12 protein-coding genes and 3 pseudogenes are annotated in these 21,205 nt (G+C 64.6%); 9 read left to right on the top strand and 6 right to left on the bottom strand.

What is annotated here, in order from left to right; all coding sequences use genetic code 11:
- Positions 1-10 precede the first annotated feature (10 nt).
- Positions 11-1,240: an alanine racemase gene (gene alr / locus JKP78_RS03755; protein WP_186684701.1), complete on the top strand. Its 1,230-nt coding sequence runs from the start codon at positions 11-13 to the stop codon at positions 1,238-1,240.
- 48 nt (positions 1,241-1,288) lie between these two features.
- Here the strand turns inward: alr and JKP78_RS03750 are convergent, their stop codons facing one another.
- A complete protein-coding gene (locus JKP78_RS03750) occupies positions 1,289-2,629 on the bottom strand; it encodes a D-serine ammonia-lyase (protein ID WP_186684703.1) in 1,341 nt (446 codons plus the stop codon).
- A gap of 73 nt (positions 2,630-2,702) precedes the next feature.
- Positions 2,703-4,421 (bottom strand): FAD-dependent oxidoreductase, encoded by a 1,719-nt coding sequence (locus tag JKP78_RS03745; protein WP_200626083.1) that lies wholly within the window; start codon positions 4,419-4,421, stop codon positions 2,703-2,705.
- Positions 4,422-4,615: 194 nt separating this feature from the next.
- On the opposite strand from JKP78_RS03745, the gene JKP78_RS03740 reads away from it, so the two are divergent.
- From JKP78_RS03740 to JKP78_RS03730, 3 genes are all read left to right on the top strand, one after another.
- A complete protein-coding gene (locus tag JKP78_RS03740; RefSeq protein WP_186684708.1) occupies positions 4,616-5,392 on the top strand; it encodes an IclR family transcriptional regulator in 777 nt (258 codons plus the stop codon).
- Between the two features lie 140 nt (positions 5,393-5,532).
- A complete protein-coding gene (locus tag JKP78_RS03735; protein ID WP_186684710.1) occupies positions 5,533-6,585 on the top strand; it encodes a Gfo/Idh/MocA family protein in 1,053 nt (350 codons plus the stop codon).
- Positions 6,586-6,614: 29 nt separating this feature from the next.
- Entirely contained in the window at positions 6,615-7,430 is an 816-nt protein-coding gene (locus tag JKP78_RS03730) for a sugar phosphate isomerase/epimerase family protein (RefSeq protein WP_186684712.1), read from the top strand.
- Between the two features lie 141 nt (positions 7,431-7,571).
- Here JKP78_RS03730 and JKP78_RS03725 read toward each other — a convergent pair whose 3' ends face one another.
- Together JKP78_RS03725 and JKP78_RS25015 are read right to left on the bottom strand one after the other, a co-directional pair.
- Positions 7,572-8,897 (bottom strand): MFS transporter, encoded by a 1,326-nt coding sequence (locus tag JKP78_RS03725; RefSeq protein ID WP_186684714.1) that lies wholly within the window; start codon positions 8,895-8,897, stop codon positions 7,572-7,574.
- 127 nt (positions 8,898-9,024) lie between these two features.
- On the bottom strand, positions 9,025-9,552 hold the full coding sequence (locus tag JKP78_RS25015) for a histone-like nucleoid-structuring protein, MvaT/MvaU family (RefSeq protein ID WP_420831054.1): 528 nt from the start codon (positions 9,550-9,552) through the stop codon (positions 9,025-9,027).
- Positions 9,553-9,655: 103 nt separating this feature from the next.
- On the opposite strand from JKP78_RS25015, the pseudogene tssM reads away from it, so the two are divergent.
- Positions 9,656-11,944 (top strand): annotated as a pseudogene (gene tssM / locus JKP78_RS03715) (type VI secretion system membrane subunit TssM); the annotation flags it as partial.
- Here tssM and JKP78_RS03710 read toward each other — a convergent pair.
- Positions 11,945-12,178, bottom strand: a pseudogene (locus JKP78_RS03710) (FAD-binding protein); the annotation flags it as partial.
- A 133-nt stretch (positions 12,179-12,311) separates the two neighbouring features.
- Here JKP78_RS03710 and JKP78_RS03700 point away from each other — a divergent pair.
- Positions 12,312-12,389 (top strand): annotated as a pseudogene (locus JKP78_RS03700) (IclR family transcriptional regulator); the annotation flags it as partial.
- A 111-nt stretch (positions 12,390-12,500) separates the two neighbouring features.
- Here the strand turns inward: JKP78_RS03700 and JKP78_RS03695 are convergent.
- Entirely contained in the window at positions 12,501-14,354 is a 1,854-nt protein-coding gene (locus JKP78_RS03695; RefSeq protein WP_200626082.1) for an ABC transporter ATP-binding protein, read from the bottom strand.
- A gap of 377 nt (positions 14,355-14,731) precedes the next feature.
- Here JKP78_RS03695 and katG point away from each other — a divergent pair, with 377 nt between their 5' ends.
- The 3 genes from katG to JKP78_RS03680 all read left to right on the top strand — a co-directional run bounded on the left by katG (position 14,732) and on the right by JKP78_RS03680 (position 21,096).
- Positions 14,732-16,990, top strand: coding sequence for a catalase/peroxidase HPI (gene katG / locus JKP78_RS03690; protein WP_200626081.1), 2,259 nt, complete (start codon positions 14,732-14,734; stop codon positions 16,988-16,990).
- Between the two features lie 113 nt (positions 16,991-17,103).
- Positions 17,104-18,432: a CDP-diacylglycerol--serine O-phosphatidyltransferase gene (gene pssA, locus JKP78_RS03685; RefSeq protein ID WP_200626080.1), complete on the top strand. Its 1,329-nt coding sequence runs from the start codon at positions 17,104-17,106 to the stop codon at positions 18,430-18,432.
- Positions 18,433-18,546: 114 nt separating this feature from the next.
- Positions 18,547-21,096, top strand: a complete 2,550-nt coding sequence (locus JKP78_RS03680; RefSeq protein WP_200626079.1) for a bifunctional diguanylate cyclase/phosphodiesterase — start codon at positions 18,547-18,549, stop codon at positions 21,094-21,096.
- The last annotated feature ends 109 nt before the right edge of the window (positions 21,097-21,205 follow it).

The following is a 21,205-nucleotide window of genomic DNA, read 5'->3' as shown; positions in this document are numbered from 1 at the left end:
AGAAATCACCATGCCATTTCGCCGTACCCTCCTGGCTGCCTCCCTCGCTCTGCTGATCACTGGCCAAGCCCCGCTGTACGCCGCACCGCCGCTATCGATGGACAACGGCACCACCGCCCTGACTGTGCAGAACAGCAACGCTTGGGTCGAAATCAGTGCCAGCGCGCTGCAGCACAACATTCGTACCTTGCAGGCCGAGCTGGGTGGCAAGTCCAAGCTGTGCGCCGTGCTCAAGGCCGACGCCTATGGCCACGGCATCGGCCTGGTGATGCCCTCGATCATTGCCCAGGGCGTGCCCTGCGTGGCGGTGGCCAGCAACGAGGAAGCCCGTGTGGTCCGTGCCAGTGGCTTCACCGGGCAGCTGGTGCGGGTGCGCCTGGCCAGCCTCGGTGAAGTGGAAGATGCCCTGCAGTACGACATGGAAGAACTGGTCGGCAGCGCCGAGTTCGCCCGCCAGCTCGATGCCCTGGCCGAGCGTCACGGCAAGACCTTGCGCATCCACCTGGCGCTCAATTCCAGCGGCATGAGCCGCAACGGGGTAGAAATGGCCACTTGGTCCGGCCGTGGCGAAGCACTGCAGATCACCGACCAAAAGCACCTCAAGCTGGTCGCGCTGATGACCCACTTCGCCGTGGAAGACAAGGACGATGTGCGCAAAGGCCTGGCCGCCTTCAACGAGCAGACCGACTGGCTGATCAAGCATGCCAAGCTGGATCGCAGCAAGCTCACCCTGCACGCGGCCAACTCCTTCGCCACGCTGGAAGTGCCGGAAGCGCGCCTGGACATGGTGCGCACCGGTGGCGCGCTGTTCGGCGATACCGTGCCGACGCACACCGAGTACCAGCGGGTCATGCAGTTCAAGTCGCACGTGGCTGCGGTGCACAGCTACCCGGCCGGCAACACTGTAGGCTACGACCGCACCTTCACCCTGACCCGTGATTCGCGCCTGGCCAACATCACCGTCGGCTACTCCGATGGCTATCGCCGGGTGTTCACCAACAAGGGCCATGTGCTGATCAACGGCCACCGTGTGCCGGTGGTGGGCAAGGTGTCGATGAACACGTTGATGGTCGATGTCACCGACTTCCCCGATGTGAAGGGTGGCAACGAAGTGGTGTTGTTCGGCAAGCAGGCCGGGGGCGAAATCACCCAGGCCGAGATCGAGGAAATCAACGGCGCGCTGCTGGCCGACCTGTACACCGTATGGGGCAACTCCAACCCGAAGATTCTGGTCGACTGACAGAGCCGTTCCAGCAAGCCCTGGCGCTGCCGGCCCAGGGCTCGGGTGCTAGGTGCCTGAGCGGCCTTTGCTCAGATAAGCGGCGAATTCCGCCTCCGGCACCATGCTGCCGCCGGTCCCCCACACCAGGTGCGTAGCCCTGGCCATACGCTCGCTCGACAAGCCCATGCGTGCCAGGTATTCGGGCGAGTCGAGCACCTTCAGCAGCCCCGGCATGCCGGCCAGCGCCGAAGGTTCCAGCCGTGCCTGTTCCAGGTCATGAGCCAGTACCAACAACCGGTACAGGGTTTCGTCGCTGACCGTGTAATAGCCGTCGAGCAGGCGCTGCATGGCCTTGCCAACGAAGCCGGAAGGGCGGCCTACCGCCAGGCCATCGGCGGCGGTGACGTTGTCGATACCGAAATCCTGCACGCTGGTGGCGTCATGCAGACCGCTGTAAACCCCCAGGAACATGCACGGCGAGTGGGTGGGCTCGGCGAACAGGCAGTGCACATGGTCGCCCCAGATCAGCTTCAGGCCAAACGCCACGCCACCCGGCCCACCGCCAACGCCGCAGGGCAGGTAGACGAACAACGGGTGCTCGGCATCCACCTGGATACCGGCCGCGTCGAACTGCCTGGCAAGCCGCTCGGCGGCCACGGCGTAGCCAAGGAACAGGTGCGGCGAGTTCTCGTCATCGACGAAATAGCAGGTCGGGTCCGCCGCCGCCTGCTGGCGCCCTTGCGCCACCGCCACGCTGTAGTCGCTGGCGTACTCGACCACATTCACGCCATGGCTACGCAGTTTGTCCTTTTTCCACTGCCGGGCATCGGCCGACATGTGCACGGTGGCCTGGAAACCCAGCCTGGCGCTGATGATGCCGATTGACAGGCCGAGGTTACCGGTCGAACCGACGGCAACCTTGTAGCGGCTGAAGAATTCTCGCGCCTGGTCGCTGGCCAGGGCCCTGTAGTCGCTGTCGACGCTGATCAGGCCGGCGGCCAGGGCCAGGTCTTCGGCATGCTTGAGCACTTCGTGAATACCGCCGCGGGCCTTGATCGAGCCGGAGATCGGCAGTTCGCTGTCGGCCTTGAGCCACAGCGAACCGCTGGCGTGCAGGCCGGCCGCCTGCAGCAGGCTGGCGTGCAGCCTGGGCAGCGGGCGCAATGGCGATTCGATGATGCCGCCGCTGGCGGCGGTATCGGCAAATACACTGGCCAGGTACGGGGCAAAGCGCGCCAGCCGGGCGCTGGCCGCACTGACATCGGCGGCGCTCAGGCCGACATCGGCCAGGGCCTGGGCGGCCGGGGCGATGTTCGGGTTGAACCAGCGGGTTTCATGCAGTGCCACCAGATCCTCGATCAGGGGATGGGAGTTGCACCATGCTTGCAGCGTCTTGCCGTGAATCATCGTGGCGTTCCTGGGATGGGGGCGGGGCTGGCTGAGCGAAGTAATCAGATTTGCCCCTGGTCGGCAAGGCCGATCAGTTGCATTCATAGTTCCGCGCCCCGGCAATATGCCGCCCGGCCACATAGCCAAAGGTCAGCGCCGGGCCCAGATTGATGCCACCCGACGGGTACCAGCCGCCAAACACACTGGCCATGTCGGTACCCGCCGCGTACAGGCCGACGATGGGCTGCCCGGCCTCGTCCAGCACGCGGGCACTGGCGTCGGTGCGCAGCCCGGCAAAGGTGCCAAAGCAGCCGGGTTGGACCTTCACCGCATAGAACGGCCCGTGTTCGATCGCTGCCACGCAGGGGTTGGGCCCTTTATGCTGCGGGTCGCCCTGCTTGCGGTTGAAGGGTGTGGAGCCACGGCCGAAGGCAGGGTCCTGGCCGTTACGGGCGTGGTGGTTGAATTCGCTGACCGTGGCCCGCAGCCCGACCGGGTCGATGCCGCAAGCCTCGGCCAAGGCTTCGAGCGTGGCGCCGCGCCTAAGGTAGCCGCTGCGCAGGTGCGGCCATACCGGCAGCGGGGCCGGGCGGGCGTGGCCCAGGCCGTAGCGGCGCAGGAAACGGTGGTCGCAGACCAGCCACGAGCACACCTCCTCATGCGGCGGTACGGCCGCGATCATGGCCGCCACGTAGTCGTAATAGCCATGCGCTTCGTTGACGAAACGCCTGCCGTTGGCCAGCACGCCAATGATGCCTGGCTTGCCGCGCTCGATGATGTGCGGGAAGTGGCCGACACTGCCGTCGCGGTGCGGCACCAGTGACACCGGTGCCCAGGCCACTGGCGACTTCAGGTCGGTGGCAACCACGCCGCCAGCCGACTCGCCCAGGCGCAGGCCGTCGCCCGAGCAGCCCTTGGGCGGCAAGGCCAGGTGGTCGTGGCCGCTGGCATCGCGCGGGAACAGTTGCTGGCGCCGCGCAAGGTCGTTGGGGAAGCCGCCGGTAGCCAGGACCACTGCATTAGCGCGCACCGCTTGTTCGCCCTGCGCCGTGGCGATCACTGCCCCGCACACACGGCCATTCTCGACCAGCAGGCGCCTGGCCGGTGCCGACGCTTGCAGTTGCACGCTCAGGTCCTGCGCCGACTTGGCCAGGCGCGCCACCAATGCCACGCCGTTGACCAGGTGCATCGCCCGGCCATACCGGGCCAGGTGGTAAAGGTGGCGGCCAAGACGCTTGCATACGTGCAGCAAGGCCTTGGGCGAGCGGGTCAGGTTGAGGAACGCGGCAAGGTCGGCACCGGCCATGATCGGCATGCCCATGAACGAGGTTTCGCGCAGGGTCTGGCGCAGGCGCGGTAGTAGTGTGCCCACTTCGCGGGCGTCATAGGGCGCGGCAATCACCTGGTGCCCACCCTCGGCCGCACCTGGCGTGTCGCCGTGCATGTCCGGTATGCCGTTGCCGTCGGCAAACTGCAACGCCGTGTGCTGTTCAAAGAACGCCACCATGTGCGGGCACGCCTCGAGGAAGGCGTCTACCAGCTCTGCGTTGTAATACGCCCCCAACTCGTTACGCAGGTAAGTGCGCGGTTGCTCGATGCTTTCCTCGATCCCGGCGCGGCGTGCCAGCGGGTTGCGCGGCACCCAGGCCCAGCCGCCGGACCAGGCGGTGGCTCCGCCGAACACCGGTTCCTTTTCCACCACGATTACCTTCTGCCCATGCCAGGCAGCCGTCACCGCGGCAGCCAGCCCGGCGGCGCCGGACCCTATGACCAGTACATCGCATTCGGTTTCAATCGAGGCGGAAGGCATCACAGGTGTCCTCTGTTTTTTCTGGAACAAGGTTCCACATTTTTCTCGGTGGTGCACCACGCTGCAAGGGGGAGCAGGCCCGGTATGGCAAGTTATGGGCGATCACCGGACAATTCTTGCTGACCTGGCTGCGCCAGCTATCGTGCCTGTGGAATCATCTTCTAGAATCCGCAAAAATTTCAGGGACCTGAGTCATGGCTGGTAGTCAGATCGAACGCGCCTTCAGTCTTGTAGAACACCTGGCCGGTGAACCGCAGGGGCTGCCTTTGCAAACCCTGGCCGAGCGTATGGACATCCCCAAGAGTGCTACCCACCGCATGCTCACCGAGCTGGCAAGGCTGGGCTATGTGCGGCAGAACCGTGACAACAGCCGTTACCAGCTCTCGGCCAAGCTGGTGGCTCTGGGCTTTCGTTACCTGGCCAGCAGCGGCGCCGACATCATCCAGCCGATTCTCGACCGCCTGGCTCAGGACAGCGGCGAACTGGTGCGCCTTGGCGTGATCGACGGCGCCCGCCAGACCTGGATTGCCAAGTCCCAGGGCGCCCGCTCGGGGCTGCGCTACGACCCGGACATGGGCCGCGATGCGCCGCTGTTCTACACGGCGTCCGGGCATGCCTGGCTGGCCAGCCTGGATGATGAACAGGCGCTGCAGATGGTCTTGCGGCAGGGGATTGCCGACCCGGCCCAGTTCGGCCCGAAGGCGCCACGCTCCACCGATGAGCTGCTGGCCTATCTGCACCGGGCGCGTCAGCGCGGTTACGCCTGGGTCGAGGAAACCTCGGCGATTGGCACCTCGGCCCTGGCGGCGGTCGTCCGGCGCCCGCAAAGTGACCAGGTGATCGGTGTGCTGAGCATCGCCGGGCCCAGTGCGCGCCTGGCACAGAGCCGCCTGACGGAGCTGGCGCCGTTGCTGCTGGCGGCAGCGGAGGAACTCTCGCAAGCCAGCCGGGCCAGCGAGCTGTTTGCCTGAGAGCGCATTTCTGGTCGATAACCGCACAGTTTGTGGTGCTTGTACTTCTTAAAAGCAGAACCTGGTTCTAGATTGTTTAACGCAGATTGTGGAACCTGGTTCCGGAATCCTCAATACAACAATCACAAGAGGACAGGCTGTTGAACGCACCCCTTCGTATCGCCTTGATCGGCGCTGGCATCATGGGCCGGCAGCATTACCGGCATCTGTTCACTGTGCCGCAAGCCCGCCTGTGTGCCGTGGCCGATCCGGGCTCGCAGGCCGAGACCTTTGCCGCCGAATGCGGCGTGCCATGTTTTGCCGACCATCGGCGCATGCTGGAAAGCGCGCGTCCCGAGGCCGTGATCGTCGCCAACCCGAACAACCTGCACGTCGCCACTGCGCTGGACTGCATCGAGGCCGGCATCCCCGTGCTGGTGGAAAAACCGGTGGGTGTGCACCTGGATGAAGTACGCGCGCTGGTCGAGGCCTCGCGTCGGCGCAATGTGCCGGTACTGGTCGGCCATCACCGTCGGCACAACCCGCTGATCAACCAGGCTCGCCAGGTAATTACCGACGGCAAGCTGGGCCGCTTGATCAACGTTACCGCGCTGTGGCAATTGCAAAAGCCCGACAGCTACTTCGACACCCCATGGCGCCGCGAGCCGGGTGCCGGTTTCCTGCTGACCAACCTGATCCATGATCTGGACCTGCTGCGCTACCTGTGCGGCGAGGTGGAGCAGGTACAGGCCTTCACCCGCAACGATGTGCGCGGGTATGCCAACGAAGACAGCGCAGCGGTGTTGCTGCAGTTCGCCAATGGGGCGTTGGGCAGCCTGACCGGCTCCGACGCGGTAGCCGCGCCCTGGAGCTGGGAACTGGATTCTGGCGAAAGCCCGGTGTACCCGCGTCAGGAGGGCCAGCCATGCTACTTGCTCGCCGGTACCCGGGGCGCGCTGAGCATTCCCCAGCTCAAGCGCTGGCACTACGCTGAGGCAGGCGCGGGCTGGCACACGCCATTGCTGCACAGCGAGGAAACCATTCCCGCAGGCGAAGCACTGACCCTGCAGTTGCAGCACTTCGTGCGGGTTGCCCGGGGCGAGCAGGCGCCGCTGATCGACGCGGCCGACGGTGGCCGCACCCTGGCCTTGATCGAAGCGATTCGCAAGGCAGCGTACAGCGGCCGGGCCTGTGCGCCCGAACAGGTCGCCTGAATGCGCCCTTCATCGACTGGTGACAACTGATGACTGATCGAATGTTCTCCCTGGCGGCGCTGACCGTTCTCGAACTGTCCCCACCCGCCATGGTTGAAGCCGCAGCCCGCGCCGGCTACAGCCATGTTGGCCTGCGCCTGGTACCTGCCACCGAGCAGGAGCAGCATTTTCCGCTGGTGGCCGATGGTGACCTGCGCCGCAAGACCCAGGCGCGTCTGCGCGACACGGGTATCAAGGTGCTCGACCTGGAAATCCTGCGCCTGAAGGCGGACACCAGTGTGGCCAGTTTCGAGCCGATTCTGGCCGTGGGCGCCGAACTGGGTGGCACAGAACTTCTGGTGGCTGGCAACGATGCGGACGAGGCACGACTGACCGAGCGTTTCGCCGCGCTGTGCGACCTGGCGGCGGACTACGGTATTCATCCGCACCTGGAGTTCATGCCCTGGACCGATGTACGTGACTTGCGCCAGGCCATGCGGGTGGTAGCCAATGCCGACCGCGGCAACGGCTGCGTGCTGGTGGATGCGTTCCACTTCAACCGCTCCAGCTGTTCGTTGCACGACCTGGTGCAGCTGGCGCCGCAGCGCATGCGCTACGCCCAGTTGTGCGACGTCGCTGGCCCGGTGCCGGCCGACATGGACGAAATCCTGCGCCAGGCACGCAATGAGCGGCGTTTCCCCGGCGAAGGCGATGCCGACCTGGTCGGCCTGCTGCGCGCCTTGCCGCCGAACGTACCGCTGAGCCTGGAAATTCCCACGCGGCAGCTGCTGGCGCAGGGCATCAGTGGGGAACAGCGTGCGCGCATGGCACTGGAGAAAGCCATGGCGGTGCTGGCCAAGGTCTGACCGAAACCTGTTCGCCGGCAAGCCAGCTGCTGTGCGGCAGGAGCCGGCTTGGCGACGGCGGGGCCGGTGCAGGCATTGCCCATTGCGGCCTGAACAAAAAAAGGCCCGCAAGGGGCCCCGTAGAGGTAAGTGGCAGCGCGCCTAGGCGTGCTCGACCTTGCGCGGCGCCATGAAGTACATCCACACCAGCGCCAGGAAGTACATGGCCGGAATCAGGGTGAACAACACCGCATAGTTGTTGTTTGTGGCGGTCAGTACGCTGCCGACGATCTGGGTCATGAACATGCCGCCAATCGCCGCGCACATGCTGCCAAAGCCGAACACCGTACTCACCAGGTGCCGGGGTGTGTAGTCCATCACCAGGCTCCAGATATTGGCCGTCCACGCCTGGTGCGCGCCCACTGCCAGCGAGATGGCGACCACCGCGACCCACAGGCCACTGGCATTGGCGGCGAAGGTAACGCTGAGCATGGTGCAGGCGAAGATCAGCATCGACACCAGGCGCGCCGTGGTGGCGCGCATGCCGCGCCCGATCAGCCAGGACGACAGGACGCCGCCGCCGATGCTGCCGAAGTCCGCTGTCAGCCAGATGATGATCAGCGGGATACCCATCTGGGTCACGTTGATACCCAGGCTGTACTGTTGGTTGAGGAACGGTGGCAACCAGTACAGATAGAACCAGAACACCGGCGCGGTAATCGCATAGGCCACCGCGAAGGCCCAGGTGCCACGCAGGCGCAGAATGCGGCTGAACGGCACGCGGTTTGGCTCGGCGGTATCGCCCTGCTGGATGTATTCCACCTCGCTCTGGCGCACGCGGGGATGGTCTTCCGGGTTGTAGTACTTCAGCACCCACAGCACCACCCACACCAGGCCCAGGCTACCCATGGCGATGAACGCGGCCTGCCAGCCCCACACCGCCAGGATCAGCGGCAGCAGGGCCGGGGTGACCATGGCGCCGACGTTGGTACCGGCATTGAACAGGCCGGTGGCGATGGCGCGCTCCCCCGCCGGGAACCACAGGCGCACGGTCTTCACACAGGCCGGGTAGTTGGCTGCCTCGGTCAGGCCGAGGATGAAGCGGCAGACCATGAAACCGGCGGCCGACGTGGCCAGGCCATGGGCGCCGGTGGCCAGGCTCCATAGCAGCACGGCGAAGAAGAACGCGCGTTTGACCCCGACCCTGTCGATCAGCCGGCCCTGCAGCAGGAAACCGATGGCGTAGCCGACCTGGAACCAGAAGTTGATGTTGGCGTAGTCCATCGCCGTCCAGCTCATTTCCTTGGCCAGGATTGGCTGCATGATGCCCAGCGCGGCACGGTCGATGTAGTTCAGGGTGGTGGCGAAGAATACCAGGGCAAGCATGCCCCAGCGGGTCTTGCCGACGGCGAAGGCGCCGCGAAGCTTGTCGCCGATCGAACCCTGGGGCGTCCGAGGGGCGGCGGGAGTGGTCCTGGAGTGGTTCATAAACTGCTCGTTCTTGAAATTGTATTCAGCTGCGGTGCTACGGGTAGGTCGCCAGTCCCAGGCAGGGGACATGCAAGGCCGATGCATGGTGGGCAGTGAAGGCGGCAGCGTCAATTCAAGGGAGAGGCTAGTGTTCGGTTACCGAACGGTTGCGGTGGTCTGTGGGCGAGGCGGTGGTTCGGACCATGCCGAAGGAGACGGGGCCGTCGTTACTCGGCACCGCAGGTCGGAAAAGTATCGGCAGGGCAGAGCATGGGTTGGCGCCAGGGTGGCGGTACCACACAGTTGCCCAGCGTTTCACCTCCTCGCGGCCGTACTGTTGCATCCACAATTGCAGTGTTTTGTTTAACGTGCTCTTCGCTTCTACCATCTCACCGGTGTACGGGTTTCTGTAGTACTTGCTTTGCCGTGCCCTGAAGCGGCGGAGTGGTAAAGGGGGCGACCATGAATGTTTGCTATCTTCGTCCTCGATCCCTCTGATTGCCAATATATCCGATAAGCCGAATTGGTATTCGGCGAGCAGGTCGCGGAGTTTGCCTTCGAACTCGAATTCGCGCTTGAGGTGCGGATCGATTTTTATGAAAGAGAGTTCGGACTTCTTGGCGGCGAGCAGGTGTTCGAGTGCACGGAATTCGGCGATAACACGTTGAACCACAGCATCCCGGCGTTCAAACCACCGCCGACGCTGGATGTCAGCAAGCCGAGGAAGTTGGGTTTCACCCGTACGGTAGTGGTCAGTTCGATTGCAATCGTCCGGTTTCAGGCGCGTCATCTACCGCGAGGTCGGTCTCGCTGGCGACAACGCCAGGGTGGCTCGCAGCAAGCGCCAGTTGTTCCGCGTGGGTTCCGCAGTAGGCATGCTGGCGTTCTGTATCGTTGTCGCCAGCTGGCAGCGTTACTTCGATAGCAATGCTGCCAAGGCTGCCAGCGTACTCGCCAAGAGCGAGGAGTACAGCCACCGGCAACTGGACCAGCATCTTGACCCGACCGGGCGCAACCTGCTGGAGCCGCTGGACCAGATCCGCGATGCAGTGGCGGTGTTCGGCGACTATCGCACTGCATGGCCAAGTGTAGCCGATGCGGGCCTCTATCAGGGGCGCGCGATCGGGCCTCGGGTCGATGAGGCCTATCTGAGCCTGCTCGGCAGGCGCTTCCTGCCGGCATTGGCCAGTGGTGTAGTCGACGCGATGAGCGCCGCGCCCCCTGGCAGTGAGCAGCAGATGGCCGCGCTCAGGGTTTACCGAATGCTTGAGGATCGCCAGAACCGCCGCCCCGAATGGGTCGAGGAGTGGATGGCCCAGCGGTGGCAGCAAGCCTTCCCGGGCCAGGGGCAACTGCAGCGCGAGCTCATGCGACACCTGCAATACGCCTTGGCTTATGCCGACGCCGACCTGCCCCAGTACCAGCAACGCGTTGCCGAAGTACAGCAGGCCCTGCGCAAATTGCCCCTGCCGGAGCGAATCTATGCGGGCCTCAAGCAGCGCGCTGAGGAACAGCTGCACCAGGGCCTGGACCTGCGTTACCAGGTCGGGCCAGCCTTCGATGTGGTCTATCGGCCGGCTTCCGCTTCCATGCGCGATGATGCTGGCTTCGTGATTGCGCCGATGCTCACCGCCAAAGGTTTCCAGGCGTACGTTGCACCGCTCGGCCAGCGGTTCGTCGAAATGGCGATGATCGACCAGTGGGCGCTGGGCGAGCGCGGCCAACTCGATTATTCCGATGCCGATCGGGACGCGCTTGTTGCTCGCGTACGCAGCCTGTACAGCAGCGATTACATTGATAGCTGGCGGCGGGCGCTGGCCGCGTTTTCGCTGGTGGACTTCCGTGATCTGGAGCATGCAGTCGCAGTTCTCGAGCAAATGACCGGGCCTGCGGCACCGCTGCAGCGACTGCTGGATACAGTGAAGGACAACACCACGCTGTGGTCGCCAGCAGGCGAGGAGGTGCCAGGCGAGACAGCTGTTCTGCAGCCAGCTGGCCGCGCCGCTGAACAGCAGCAGACCTTGGCCATCCAGCGCGCATTCGCCGGGCTCAGCGGCATGTTGCAGGCGACAGGCGACAAGCCGAGCGGCTATGAGGAAACCCTTGCTGCGCTGACCGCGGTTCACGCCTACGCCAAGGCGGTACAGGACAGTCCCGATCGGGGCAAGGCGGCTCTGCAGGCTGTGCGTCAGCGCTTTTCGATGACCGGGCACGACCCGATCGGCACCTTGCAGCGGCTGGCGACAGGCCTGCCGGAGCCGCTCAACCACCAACTCGGAAAGGTCGCGGAGCAGACTGCGCAGGTGCTGAACATTCAAGCATTGCTTGAGCTGGAGCGCCGCTGGGATGCTGACGTCTACAGTTTCTTCCAGCAGCGATTGGCAGGGCGATACCCCTTCGTGGTGAGGGCACCTGACGCTTCCCTGGAGGATTTCGAAGCGTTCTTCGGGCCAAAGGGGCGGCTGCAGCAATTCCATGACCAGTACCTGAAGCTGTTCCTCGATGACAACCTCGAAGCCCTGCGAGCCGGGCAGCAGCAGTCGCTGATCCGCAGCGATGTGCTCGAACAGCTGGCGCTGGCGAATCGCATCCGCGAAACGTTCTTCGATCAACGCGGAAACCTGAGCGTGCAGTTCAGCATCGAGCCATTGGGGCTGAGCGCCAACCAGCGTACGAGCCTGCTGGACCTGGACGGTCAGTTGATCGCCTACACCCACGGTCCGAGTCAAATCACCGGTATCGTCTGGCCCAATACCCTGGGGCAGCAGGTGCGCAGCAACCTGACCTTGCTCAGGCAAAACGGCAACAGCAGTAGCCTGGGTTACCACGGCCCGTGGTCGCTGTTCCGCCTGCTCAGCCGCGGCTCGCTCAATGGGCGCACTGCCACCAGCGTGGATCTCAGCTTCCGGACCGGTGATGGGGTGATGCGCTATCGGCTGAACGCGGAAAAAGCCTTCAATCCCATTACCCAGCAACCATTCAAAGGCTTCCAGTTACCACGAGGTCTGCTACAGCAGCCAGTGAACGTAGCGCAGGCGGGAGGGCCGGATGGGCAGGCTTTATGATCAGGAGCCGACCCGTTCGTCTTGCGCCTGCAAGCCGCTCAAGGCTCTACCAGCCAGGTAGCCAAAGGTCATGCCCGGCCCGAGCGTGATGCCGCCACTCGGGTAGTACCCGCCCGTCACGCTGCCCATGTCATTACCCACCGCATACAGCCCGAGTACCGGCTGGGCCGCGTGGTCCAACGCGCGGGCCGAGGCGTCTGTACGCAGCCCGGCAAAGGTGCCCAGGCTGCCCGGGACCAGCTTGGTCGGCGTGTTGGGGTTGGACGGGATCTGGTCATCCAGCTCCAGGGCCGGCGCCTGCGCTTGGGGCTGAGCAGGAATTCTGCAAGCTTCTGCGCCAGCTCCGGCTGGTCGTTGCTGGCCGTGCGCATTCTGCCTGGACCGCAGTGAAGGGCCATACCCGATTCGTACCTTCACCGGGGATATCGGCGGCCGTGTGGCGTTAGAGGCGAGCGGATCAACCCGTTCGTCCCGGTGCTGCGCCGGCCTTCGCAGGTGTTTGGTTAGGCTGCGGATCCAGCATAGGGTGCCATCCACCGCGCCACCTGCCTTGCGCCTATTCCACCGCCTCGGCCACGCCTTGATCCTCACCCAGGAAGCCGCCGCTCTGGTGCTGCCACAAGCGTGCATACGTCCCGTTTTTCGCCAGCAACTGCGCATGGGTACCTTGCTCGATGATGCGCCCTTCATCCATGACGATCAGCCGGTCCATGGCGGCAATGGTCGACAACCGGTGGGCGATGGCGATGACGGTCTTGCCCTGCATCATTTCATCCAGGCTTTCCTGGATGGCCACTTCGACTTCCGAATCCAGCGCGCTGGTGGCTTCGTCCAGCAACAGGATCGGCGCGTTCTTCAGCATCACCCGGGCAATGGCGATGCGCTGGCGCTGGCCGCCGGACAGCTTGATGCCGCGCTCGCCCACCAGGGTGTCGTAACCGCTGTGGCCCTGGCGGTCGCTGAGCTGGCTGATGAAACCATCGGCCTGTGCGTTGACTGCGGCGGCGCGGATCTGCGCCTCGCTCGCATCGGGGCGGCCATAGGCGATGTTGTCGCGAATCGAGCGGTGCAGCAGCGAGGTGTCCTGGGTGACCATGCCGATGGCGCTGCGCAGGCTGTCCTGGGTGACCCGGGCGATGTTCTGCCCGTCGATGCGGATTTCGCCACTGTCCACGTCGTAGAAGCGCAGCAGCAGGTTGATCAGCGTGGATTTGCCGGCACCCGAGCGGCCGACCAGCCCGACCTTCTCGCCAGGCTGGATGTGCAGGCTCAGGTCGTTCAGTACCTGGCGCTCGCCGTTGTAGTTGAAGCTGACCTTGTCGAAGGTCACCGCGCCGCCGCGGGTCACCAGTTCGCCGGCATCCGGCGCGTCCTGCACCTTGGGGCCGCGGGTCAGGGTGGCCATGCCGTCCTGCACGGTGCCGATGTTCTCGAACAGCGAGGTCATCTGCCACATGATCCAGTGCGACATGCCGTTGATGCGCAAGGCCATGGCGGTGATCGCCGCCACCGCGCCGGTGCCGACCTGGCCCTGGTGCCACAGCCACAGGGCATAGCCGCCTGCGCCGAGGATCAGCCCCACCACCAGTGCCTGGTTGACGATCTCGAACTGGCTGACCAGGCGCATCTGGCGAAAGCCGGTGTGCTTGAAATCCTCCATGGCGGCGCGCGCGAAGTGCGCTTCCCGTTTCGAATGCGAGAACAGCTTGACCGTGGTGATGTTGGTGTAGGCGTCCGACACCCGCCCGGTCATCGACGATCGCGCATGGGCCTGTTCCTCCCCGACCTTACCCAGGCGCGGTACGAAATACAGCATGGCCAGCCCGAACAGCAGCACCCAGGCAATGAACGGCAACATCAGCTTCAGGGCAAAGCCACCGGCCAGGGCGATGATCGCGATGAAATACACGCCGATGCCGGGCAGGATCTCGATGACGGTAAACAGCACTTCACGCACCGCCAGCGCCGTCTGCATCACCTTGGTGGTGACCCGGCCGGAGAACTCGTCGGAAAAGAACGACAGGCTCTGGCGCAGCATCAGCCGGTGGAAATCCCAGCGCAGGCGCAACGGCAAATTGATCGCCAGGACCTGGTGCTGGACCATCGTGCGCAGTGCCACCAGCCCGACGCTGGTCACCAGGACGATGCCGATCCCCCACAGTACGTGGCTTTCCTGGGGGCTTGCGGCATCACCGGCCTGCCAGGCCGCAAGCAGGTCGACCACCTGGCCGAGGAAGGCGAACAGCCAGGCTTCGTAGACTGACACCGCGGCGCTGAGCAAGGCCAGTGCCAGAATGTAGCCGCGCGCGCCGCGGGTGCAGGCCCACATGAAGCGCAGCAGGCCCACCGGTGGCGGTGGTACCTCGTCGGGGGGGAAGGGGTCGAGCCATCGTTCAAAAATACGCAGCATGCTTGTCTCCGGAAATCAGCTTTGCCCTGGCCGCTAACCATACAGAACACGCAGCGCTCCGTGGGTTCGAGTTGCCAGGGCGGCTCCTTGTGGCCCGGAGCCGGCGAACCTGCAAGCTGACAGAGCCAGCCTATCAGCCCCTAACAGTCACTCTATTAGATCTCTGCCCAGGCTCGGCTAGTCTTTTCTCTGGCTTCGCCAATTGCGCGAGCGGGCGCTGTGTCAGCACTTGCGTGCAAGACCGCCGGCGCTTGCCGTGGCAGTTTCGCAGGCCCTCGTACAGACCTGATGAGGGGTAGCACGGGCGCACGCGCCCGGCTGAAAGAACACCTGGCACAGACCGGAAATCTGGATAAACGACCCGAAGGTACACGCAGATGTCGAACGCATCGAAATGCCCGTTCCATCAAACCGCAGGTGGCGGCACCAGCAACCGTGACTGGTGGCCTGACCAGCTCAACCTGAGAATTCTCCACCAGCATTCCTCCAAGTCCGACCCGATGGACCCGGGTTTCGATTACGCCAAGGCGTTCAAGAGCCTCGACTTCCAGGCCCTGAAAAAAGACCTGACCGCCTTGATGACCGACTCCCAGGACTGGTGGCCCGCCGACTTCGGCCATTATGGGCCGCTGTTCATCCGCATGGCCTGGCACAGTGCGGGCACCTACCGCATCGGCGATGGCCGGGGTGGTGCAGGTTCGGGCCAGCAGCGCTTCGCCCCACTCAACAGCTGGCCGGACAACGTCAGCCTGGACAAGGCCCGGCGCCTGCTGTGGCCGATCAAGCAGAAATACGGCAACAAGATCTCCTGGGCCGACCTGATCGTGCTCACCGGCAACGTCGCCCTCGAGTCCATGGGCTTCAAGACCTTCGGCTTTTCCGGCGGCCGCGCCGATGTGTGGGAGCCGGATGAAGATGTGTACTGGGGGGCGGAAAAGGTCTGGCTGGGGGGCGACCTTCGTTATGGCAAGGAACAGGTCAAGGCCCAACCGCCGGGCCAGGGTGACCTGGTCGCCGAACCAGCGAAGCACCCAGAGGAGCAAAGCCGCGCGCTGAGTGGCGAACGCAACCTGGAAAACCCGTTGGCCGCGGTGCAGATGGGCCTGATCTATGTGAACCCGGAAGGCCCGGACGGTAACCCCGACCCGGTGGCTTCGGGCCGCGATATCCGCGAAACCTTCGGTCGCATGGCCATGAACGATGAAGAAACTGTGGCCCTGATTGCCGGCGGCCACGCCTTCGGCAAGACCCACGGTGCCGGCCCTGCCGACAACGTCGGCCCCGAGCCGGAGGCAGCAGGCCTGGAACTGCAGGGGTTGGGCTGGGCCAACAAGTTCGGCAGCGGCAAGGGTGGCGATACCATCACCAGCGGCCTGGAAGTCACCTGGACTTCGACCCCCACCCAGTGGAGCAACGAATACCTCAACAACCTGTTCAACTTCGACTGGGAGCTGACCAAGAGCCCGGCAGGCGCGCACCAGTGGCGGCCAAAAGACGGCAAAGGGGCAGGCACTGTGCCCGATGCCCACGACCCGGCCAAGCGCCACGCGCCGTCCATGCTCACCTCCGACCTGGCGCTGCGCTTCGACCCGATCTACGAGCCGATCGCCCGTCGCTTCAAAGACAACCCCGACCAGCTGGCGGACGCGTTCGCCCGCGCCTGGTACAAGCTGATCCACCGTGACATGGGGCCGCTGGCACGCTACCTGGGCCCGGAAATGCCCAACGAAGAGCTGCTGTGGCAAGACCCGATTCCCAAAGTCGACCACCCGCTGGTGGGCGAGCAGGACATTGCTGCGCTGAAGGCCAAGGTGCTGGCGGCGGGCCTGAGCGTTGGCGAGCTGGTGGCCACCGCGTGGGCGGCGGCGTCGACCTTTCGCGGCTCGGACAAGCGTGGCGGGGCCAACGGTGGTCGCCTGCGCCTGGCACCGCAGAAGGACTGGCCGGCGAACCAGGGCACCGACAAGGTGCTGGCGGCGCTGGAGAAGATCCAGGCCGAGTTCAATGCCGGTGGCAAGAAAATTTCCCTGGCCGACCTGATTGTCCTCGCCGGCGCTGCTGCAGTGGAAAAGGCTGCCAGGGATGCCGGGCACGACGTCAGCGTGGCCTTCCGCCCGGGGCGTACCGATGCCTCGCAGGCGCAGACCGACGTCGAGTCGTTCGCTGTGCTGGAACCGCTGGCCGATGGCTTCCGTAACTTCACCAAGGCCCGCTACAGCGTCAAGGCTGAAAAGCTGCTACTGGACAAGGCCCAACTGCTGACCCTTACCGCCCCGGAGTTGACCGTACTGATCGGCGGCCTGCGTGTGCTTGGCGCCAACCATGGCGGCAACCAGCAGGGTGTGTTCACTGACAAGGTCGGCACCCTGAGCAACGACTTCTTCCGCAACCTGCTGGACATGGGCGTGGAATGGAAGGCGACCTCGGCCGACAACGAGGCTTTCGAAGGCCGTGACCGCAAGACCGGGCAGCTGAAGTGGAGCGCCAGCCGGGTCGACCTGGTGTTTGGCTCGCATGCCCAGTTGCGGGCGCTGAGCGAGGTGTATGGCAGCAGTGATGGCGGCGACAAGTTCGTCCGCGACTTCGTGGCCGCCTGGGAGAAGGTCATGGAGCTGGACCGCTTCGACTTGCAGTAACGGTGCTGCGGCGGAGGGCGCCTGGCGCCCTCTACCGCGTCGGGGCTGGACCATTGCGATGTTCCTGTGCAAGCTGATGCACGACAGTGATTGCACAGAGAAGGTGAGCGTCAGTGAACCCCGAAACCCTGCTGGCAGGCTTGCCAGGCTACGCCATGGCGCCCGAGTCGATTAGGGTGCTGCCCGACGCCAAGGCCTACCGCGCCTGCCTGCTCGAGCAGATCCGCAGCGCAAGCCGGCGCATCGTCATCGTCGCGCTGTACCTGCAGCAAGACGAGGCCGGCCAGGAGGTGCTGGACGCGTTGTACCAGGCCAAGGCTGCACGGCCGGGCCTGGAGATCACCATCGTGGTCGACTGGTTCCGCGCCCGGCGCGGCCTGCTGGGGGCCGGCCGCCAGCCGGGTAACGCCGCCTGGTATCAGGCCCAGCGCCAGCAGCACGGGCTGGATATCGTGATCCATGGCGTGCCGGTGCAGACCCGCGAGCTGTTCGGGGTGCTGCACCTGAAGGGCAGCATCATCGACGACTGCGTGATCTACACCGGCGCCAGCCTGAACAACGTCTACCTGCACCGCTTCGACCGCTACCGCCTGGACCGTTACCACCTGTTCCACGCGCCAGCGCTGGCCGATGCCATGGTCGACCTGGTCCGGCGCCTGCTGCACCACACCGCCACGCCACGCCTGGACCTGCCGGCGCCGCCTGCCACCCGCAGCCTGCGCGGTGATATCCGGCGCCTGCGTGCGCGGCTGCGGCGCATGAAGTACGAGGCACCGGCCGACGAGGCGGGGCAAGGCCTGCGGGTCATTCCTCTGCTCGGCGTAGGCCGTGGCAACCCGCTGAACCGGGCGCTGTGCGCCTTGCTGGCGGTGGCGCGTACCCAGGTCATCATCAGCACGCCGTATTTCAACCCGCCACGGGTGTTGATGCGTGAGCTCGATGCTGCATTGGAGCGGGGCGTGCGGGTGGAGCTGATTGTCGGCGACCGTACGGCCAACGACTTCTATATCGCACCTGGCGAACCGTTCAGTGCCAGTGGTGCCTTGCCTTACCTGTATGAAGACAACCTGCGCACCTTTGCCCGGCGCCGGCAGGCCGCGATTGCCAGCGGCCAGTTGCAGGTGCGGATCTGGCATGACCCGGGGCATACCTTCCATGCCAAGGGGGTGTGGGTCGACCAACGCTATTCGATGCTGACCGGTAATAACCTGAACCCACGCGGTTTCAACCTGGACCTGGAGAACGGTCTGCTGATCGATGACCCGCAAGGCCAATGGCAGGCGCCTCGGGAGGCCGAGTTGGGCGAACTGCGTCGGCATGCGCCGCGGATCGACCCGGCGCAGGCGCTGGGCGTCAAGGCCGAGCACCCGAAGGAAGTACGCAAGTTGCTGCGTCGGCTACGCTTTAGCCGGTTGGAGCCGTTGATCAAACGGGTACTTTGAGGTTCGTTCGAGTCTGCAGGGCTGCAGGGGTTGGTCGCCCGGTCGTCGGCCGGATCGATCGGTGCCAATCGCTGGCAGTCCATTCTCTGGAGTCCGGCAAAAGGCGCCCACTGAATGGATGCAACCTTCGGCAGTAATTCGTCACGCAGTCAGGTGGTTCGGCAGTTGACGCTGGTCTTTTCCAGCCTGCTGTTGCTGATATTGCTACTGGGCCTGGTTTCCTTGTACCGCATCGCCGAGTCCCTTGACGCGCGCGAGCGAACACAGAGCCGTTTTCACGCCGAGTCGGCACTCACTCAATTGCACAAGAGCGAACGCAACTACCTGGTTTCGTATGCCGTGTGGCAGGCCGCCTACGAGCACCTGGCGGGCCGTGTGGACCGGCACTGGGCCTACGACGAGGATAACCTGGGCGAGACGCTCTACAGCACCGACGGCTATGAAGGCGTGTTCGTCCTGGATGATGACGGCACCCCCTACGCGATGCTTGAAGGGCGCCTCAGCGAACAGGGCTTCGAAGACTACAGCGGCAGCCGCGCCCAGGTTCTGCAACGGGCTCGGCAGGCGATGACGCAGGAGGACCAGGCTGCCTCCGGCTACCTGGTGTTCAACGGCCAACCGGCGCTGTTCACCGCAGCAGTCATCCGCCCGCCGTCGGCGCGACCCTCCCTGCCGAACGCTGGCGCAGTACTGGTCTTCGTGCGGTTACTCAAGCCGAAGGTGCTCGGGCAACTGGGCCGCTCTGCGGGGCTGTCAGGCTTTGCCGTCGTGGCCGCGCCTCAGCTGCAGGCAGACCAGGGGCGTTTGCCGCTGGAGGACAGCGGCTACGCGCTGACCTGGCAGATCGAACAGCCCGGGACCGACCTGCTCGAGACGGTATTGTTGCCCCTGGCCCTGGCATTACTGATCATCGCCCTGGTCATGGCCCTGTGCGCTCGCTACGCCATGCGCGCCAGTACCAGCATGGACCGCAGCCACTACGCGCTGGCCACCTCGAAAGCCGCCCTGCAAGCCAGTGAAGCGCGCTTCAAGGCGGTGGCCGAAGCCGCCTCGGACTGGATCTGGGAAACCGATGCGCAGCAGAACCTGACCTATCTCTCACCGCGTTTCACCGAACTGACCGGGCACCCCCTGGAGCGCTGGATGCAACGCCCCATCAGCGATCTGTTCGACTGCGCTACCGGGCAGGTCGAGACCTGGCTGCACGGCCTGGCGGGCAGCGAGTCGACGGGCAGCCTGCGTTGCCAGTACCGCGATCTTCACGAGCAACGGCGAGAGTGCCGGGTTGCCGCCAAGGCCATTATCGAACACAAGGTTTGCCAGGGTTTCCGCGGTACCTGCACGGACATCACCGACGAAGTGGCGGCCCATGCGCAGGTCCAGCACCTGTCGTTACACGATGCGCTCACCGGCCTGCCCAATCGCAACAAACTGTTCCGCTTTCTCGAGGATGCCGGGGTAGGGGAGTTGGCCTTGCTGATGCTCGACCTGGACAATTTCAAGCCGATCAATGACAGCCTCGGCCACCCCGCCGGGGACGCCGTGCTGATCGAAGTGGCGCGTCGGCTAGGGCAGGTGACCCGCGACACCGACCTGGTGGCACGCCTGGGCGGTGACGAGTTCGTCATCGTCCTGGCCCGGCCAGGCAAACATGATGAAATGGACCGCTTCTGCGCGCGGGTCATCGAAAACCTCAAGCGCCCGATCAGCCTCGAACGACACAAGGTACAGGTTGGGGTCAGCCTCGGGGTGGTGTTGTCCGCAGAGTACTCTGGTTCGCCCAGCGACCTGATCCGTTATGCCGATGTCGCCTTGTACAGCGCAAAACAGGCCGGCAAGCATACCTGGCGCTACTTCTCGGCACAGTTGAACTCGGCATTGCTGGAAAAGCGCGAGCTGGAGCGTGAACTGCGCGAGGGCATCGCCCGAGGTGAACTGCGCTTGCATTTCCAGCCGCGCTACAAGGTGGACGGGGTGACGGTGGCGTCAGCCGAGGCGCTGGTGCGCTGGCAACACCCACGGCTCGGCTTGCTGCGGCCAGACCGCTTCATTGCCCTGGCCGAGGAGTCCGACCTGATCGTGCAACTGGGCAACTGGGTGCTCCAGGAGGCTTGCACGCTGGCGCGTGGCTGGCCGCTGGACATCCTGGTCTCGGTCAACATGTCGCCAGCGCAGTTCAGCCGCAGCGACGTGGTGCGGGACGTGGCTGAAGCGCTCCGGCACACGGGCCTGCCTGCCCATCGCCTGGAGCTGGAGATTACCGAGAACGTCATGCTCAATGACGTGGAAGGTGCTCTGCAGACCATGAATGCATTGAAGGAGCTGGGGGTACGTCTGAACATGGATGACTTCGGCACGGGCTACTCTTCCCTGGGCTATTTGCGCACCTACCCGTTCGACAGCATCAAGATCGACAAGCGCTTCGTCCAGTCGTTGGGCACCAGCAGCAGTGATCGCAGCGTGGTGCAAGCTATCATCAACTTGGGCAACGCGATGGGCATGACCGTCACCGCCGAGGGCGTTGAGACCGCAGAACAGCTGGCCTTGCTTTGTGACGACCAGTGCCATGAGGTGCAGGGTTACCTGCTTAGTCGGCCGGTGGAAAACCGGGCGCTGATGCAGCTGATGACTGCTGGCGAGGGGGTAGACCCTGATGGAGCCTGATGGCTGCGCTCGCTTGACTTGGGCTGCAGGTCGGCGCCGGATACGGTGATATATCCGTGCCATCATCTTTGTCGTACACTCCGGCCACCGAGTTCACAAGGAGTGTGCA

The organism is Pseudomonas sp. LAM2023, assembly GCF_016620375.1.
GTDB lineage: Bacteria > Pseudomonadota > Gammaproteobacteria > Pseudomonadales > Pseudomonadaceae > Aquipseudomonas > Aquipseudomonas anuradhapurensis.
Note: the sequence above shows the minus strand (reverse complement) of the source record. Positions and strands in the feature narration are given on the sequence as shown.

Excerpts from the sequence above, each read along its gene's own strand:
- alr (WP_186684701.1), top strand. The coding sequence starts at position 11 with ATGCCATTTCGCCGTACCCTCCTGGCTGCCTCCCTCGCTCTGCTGATC.
- JKP78_RS03750 (WP_186684703.1), bottom strand. The coding sequence starts at position 2,629 with ATGATTCACGGCAAGACGCTGCAAGCATGGTGCAACTCCCATCCCCTG.
- JKP78_RS03745 (WP_200626083.1), bottom strand. The coding sequence starts at position 4,421 with ATGCCTTCCGCCTCGATTGAAACCGAATGCGATGTACTGGTCATAGGG.
- JKP78_RS03740 (WP_186684708.1), top strand. The coding sequence starts at position 4,616 with ATGGCTGGTAGTCAGATCGAACGCGCCTTCAGTCTTGTAGAACACCTG.
- JKP78_RS03730 (WP_186684712.1), top strand. The coding sequence starts at position 6,615 with ATGACTGATCGAATGTTCTCCCTGGCGGCGCTGACCGTTCTCGAACTG.
- JKP78_RS03725 (WP_186684714.1), bottom strand. The coding sequence starts at position 8,897 with ATGAACCACTCCAGGACCACTCCCGCCGCCCCTCGGACGCCCCAGGGT.
- JKP78_RS03695 (WP_200626082.1), bottom strand. The coding sequence starts at position 14,354 with ATGCTGCGTATTTTTGAACGATGGCTCGACCCCTTCCCCCCCGACGAG.
- katG (WP_200626081.1), top strand. The coding sequence starts at position 14,732 with ATGTCGAACGCATCGAAATGCCCGTTCCATCAAACCGCAGGTGGCGGC.
- JKP78_RS03680 (WP_200626079.1), top strand. The coding sequence starts at position 18,547 with ATGGATGCAACCTTCGGCAGTAATTCGTCACGCAGTCAGGTGGTTCGG.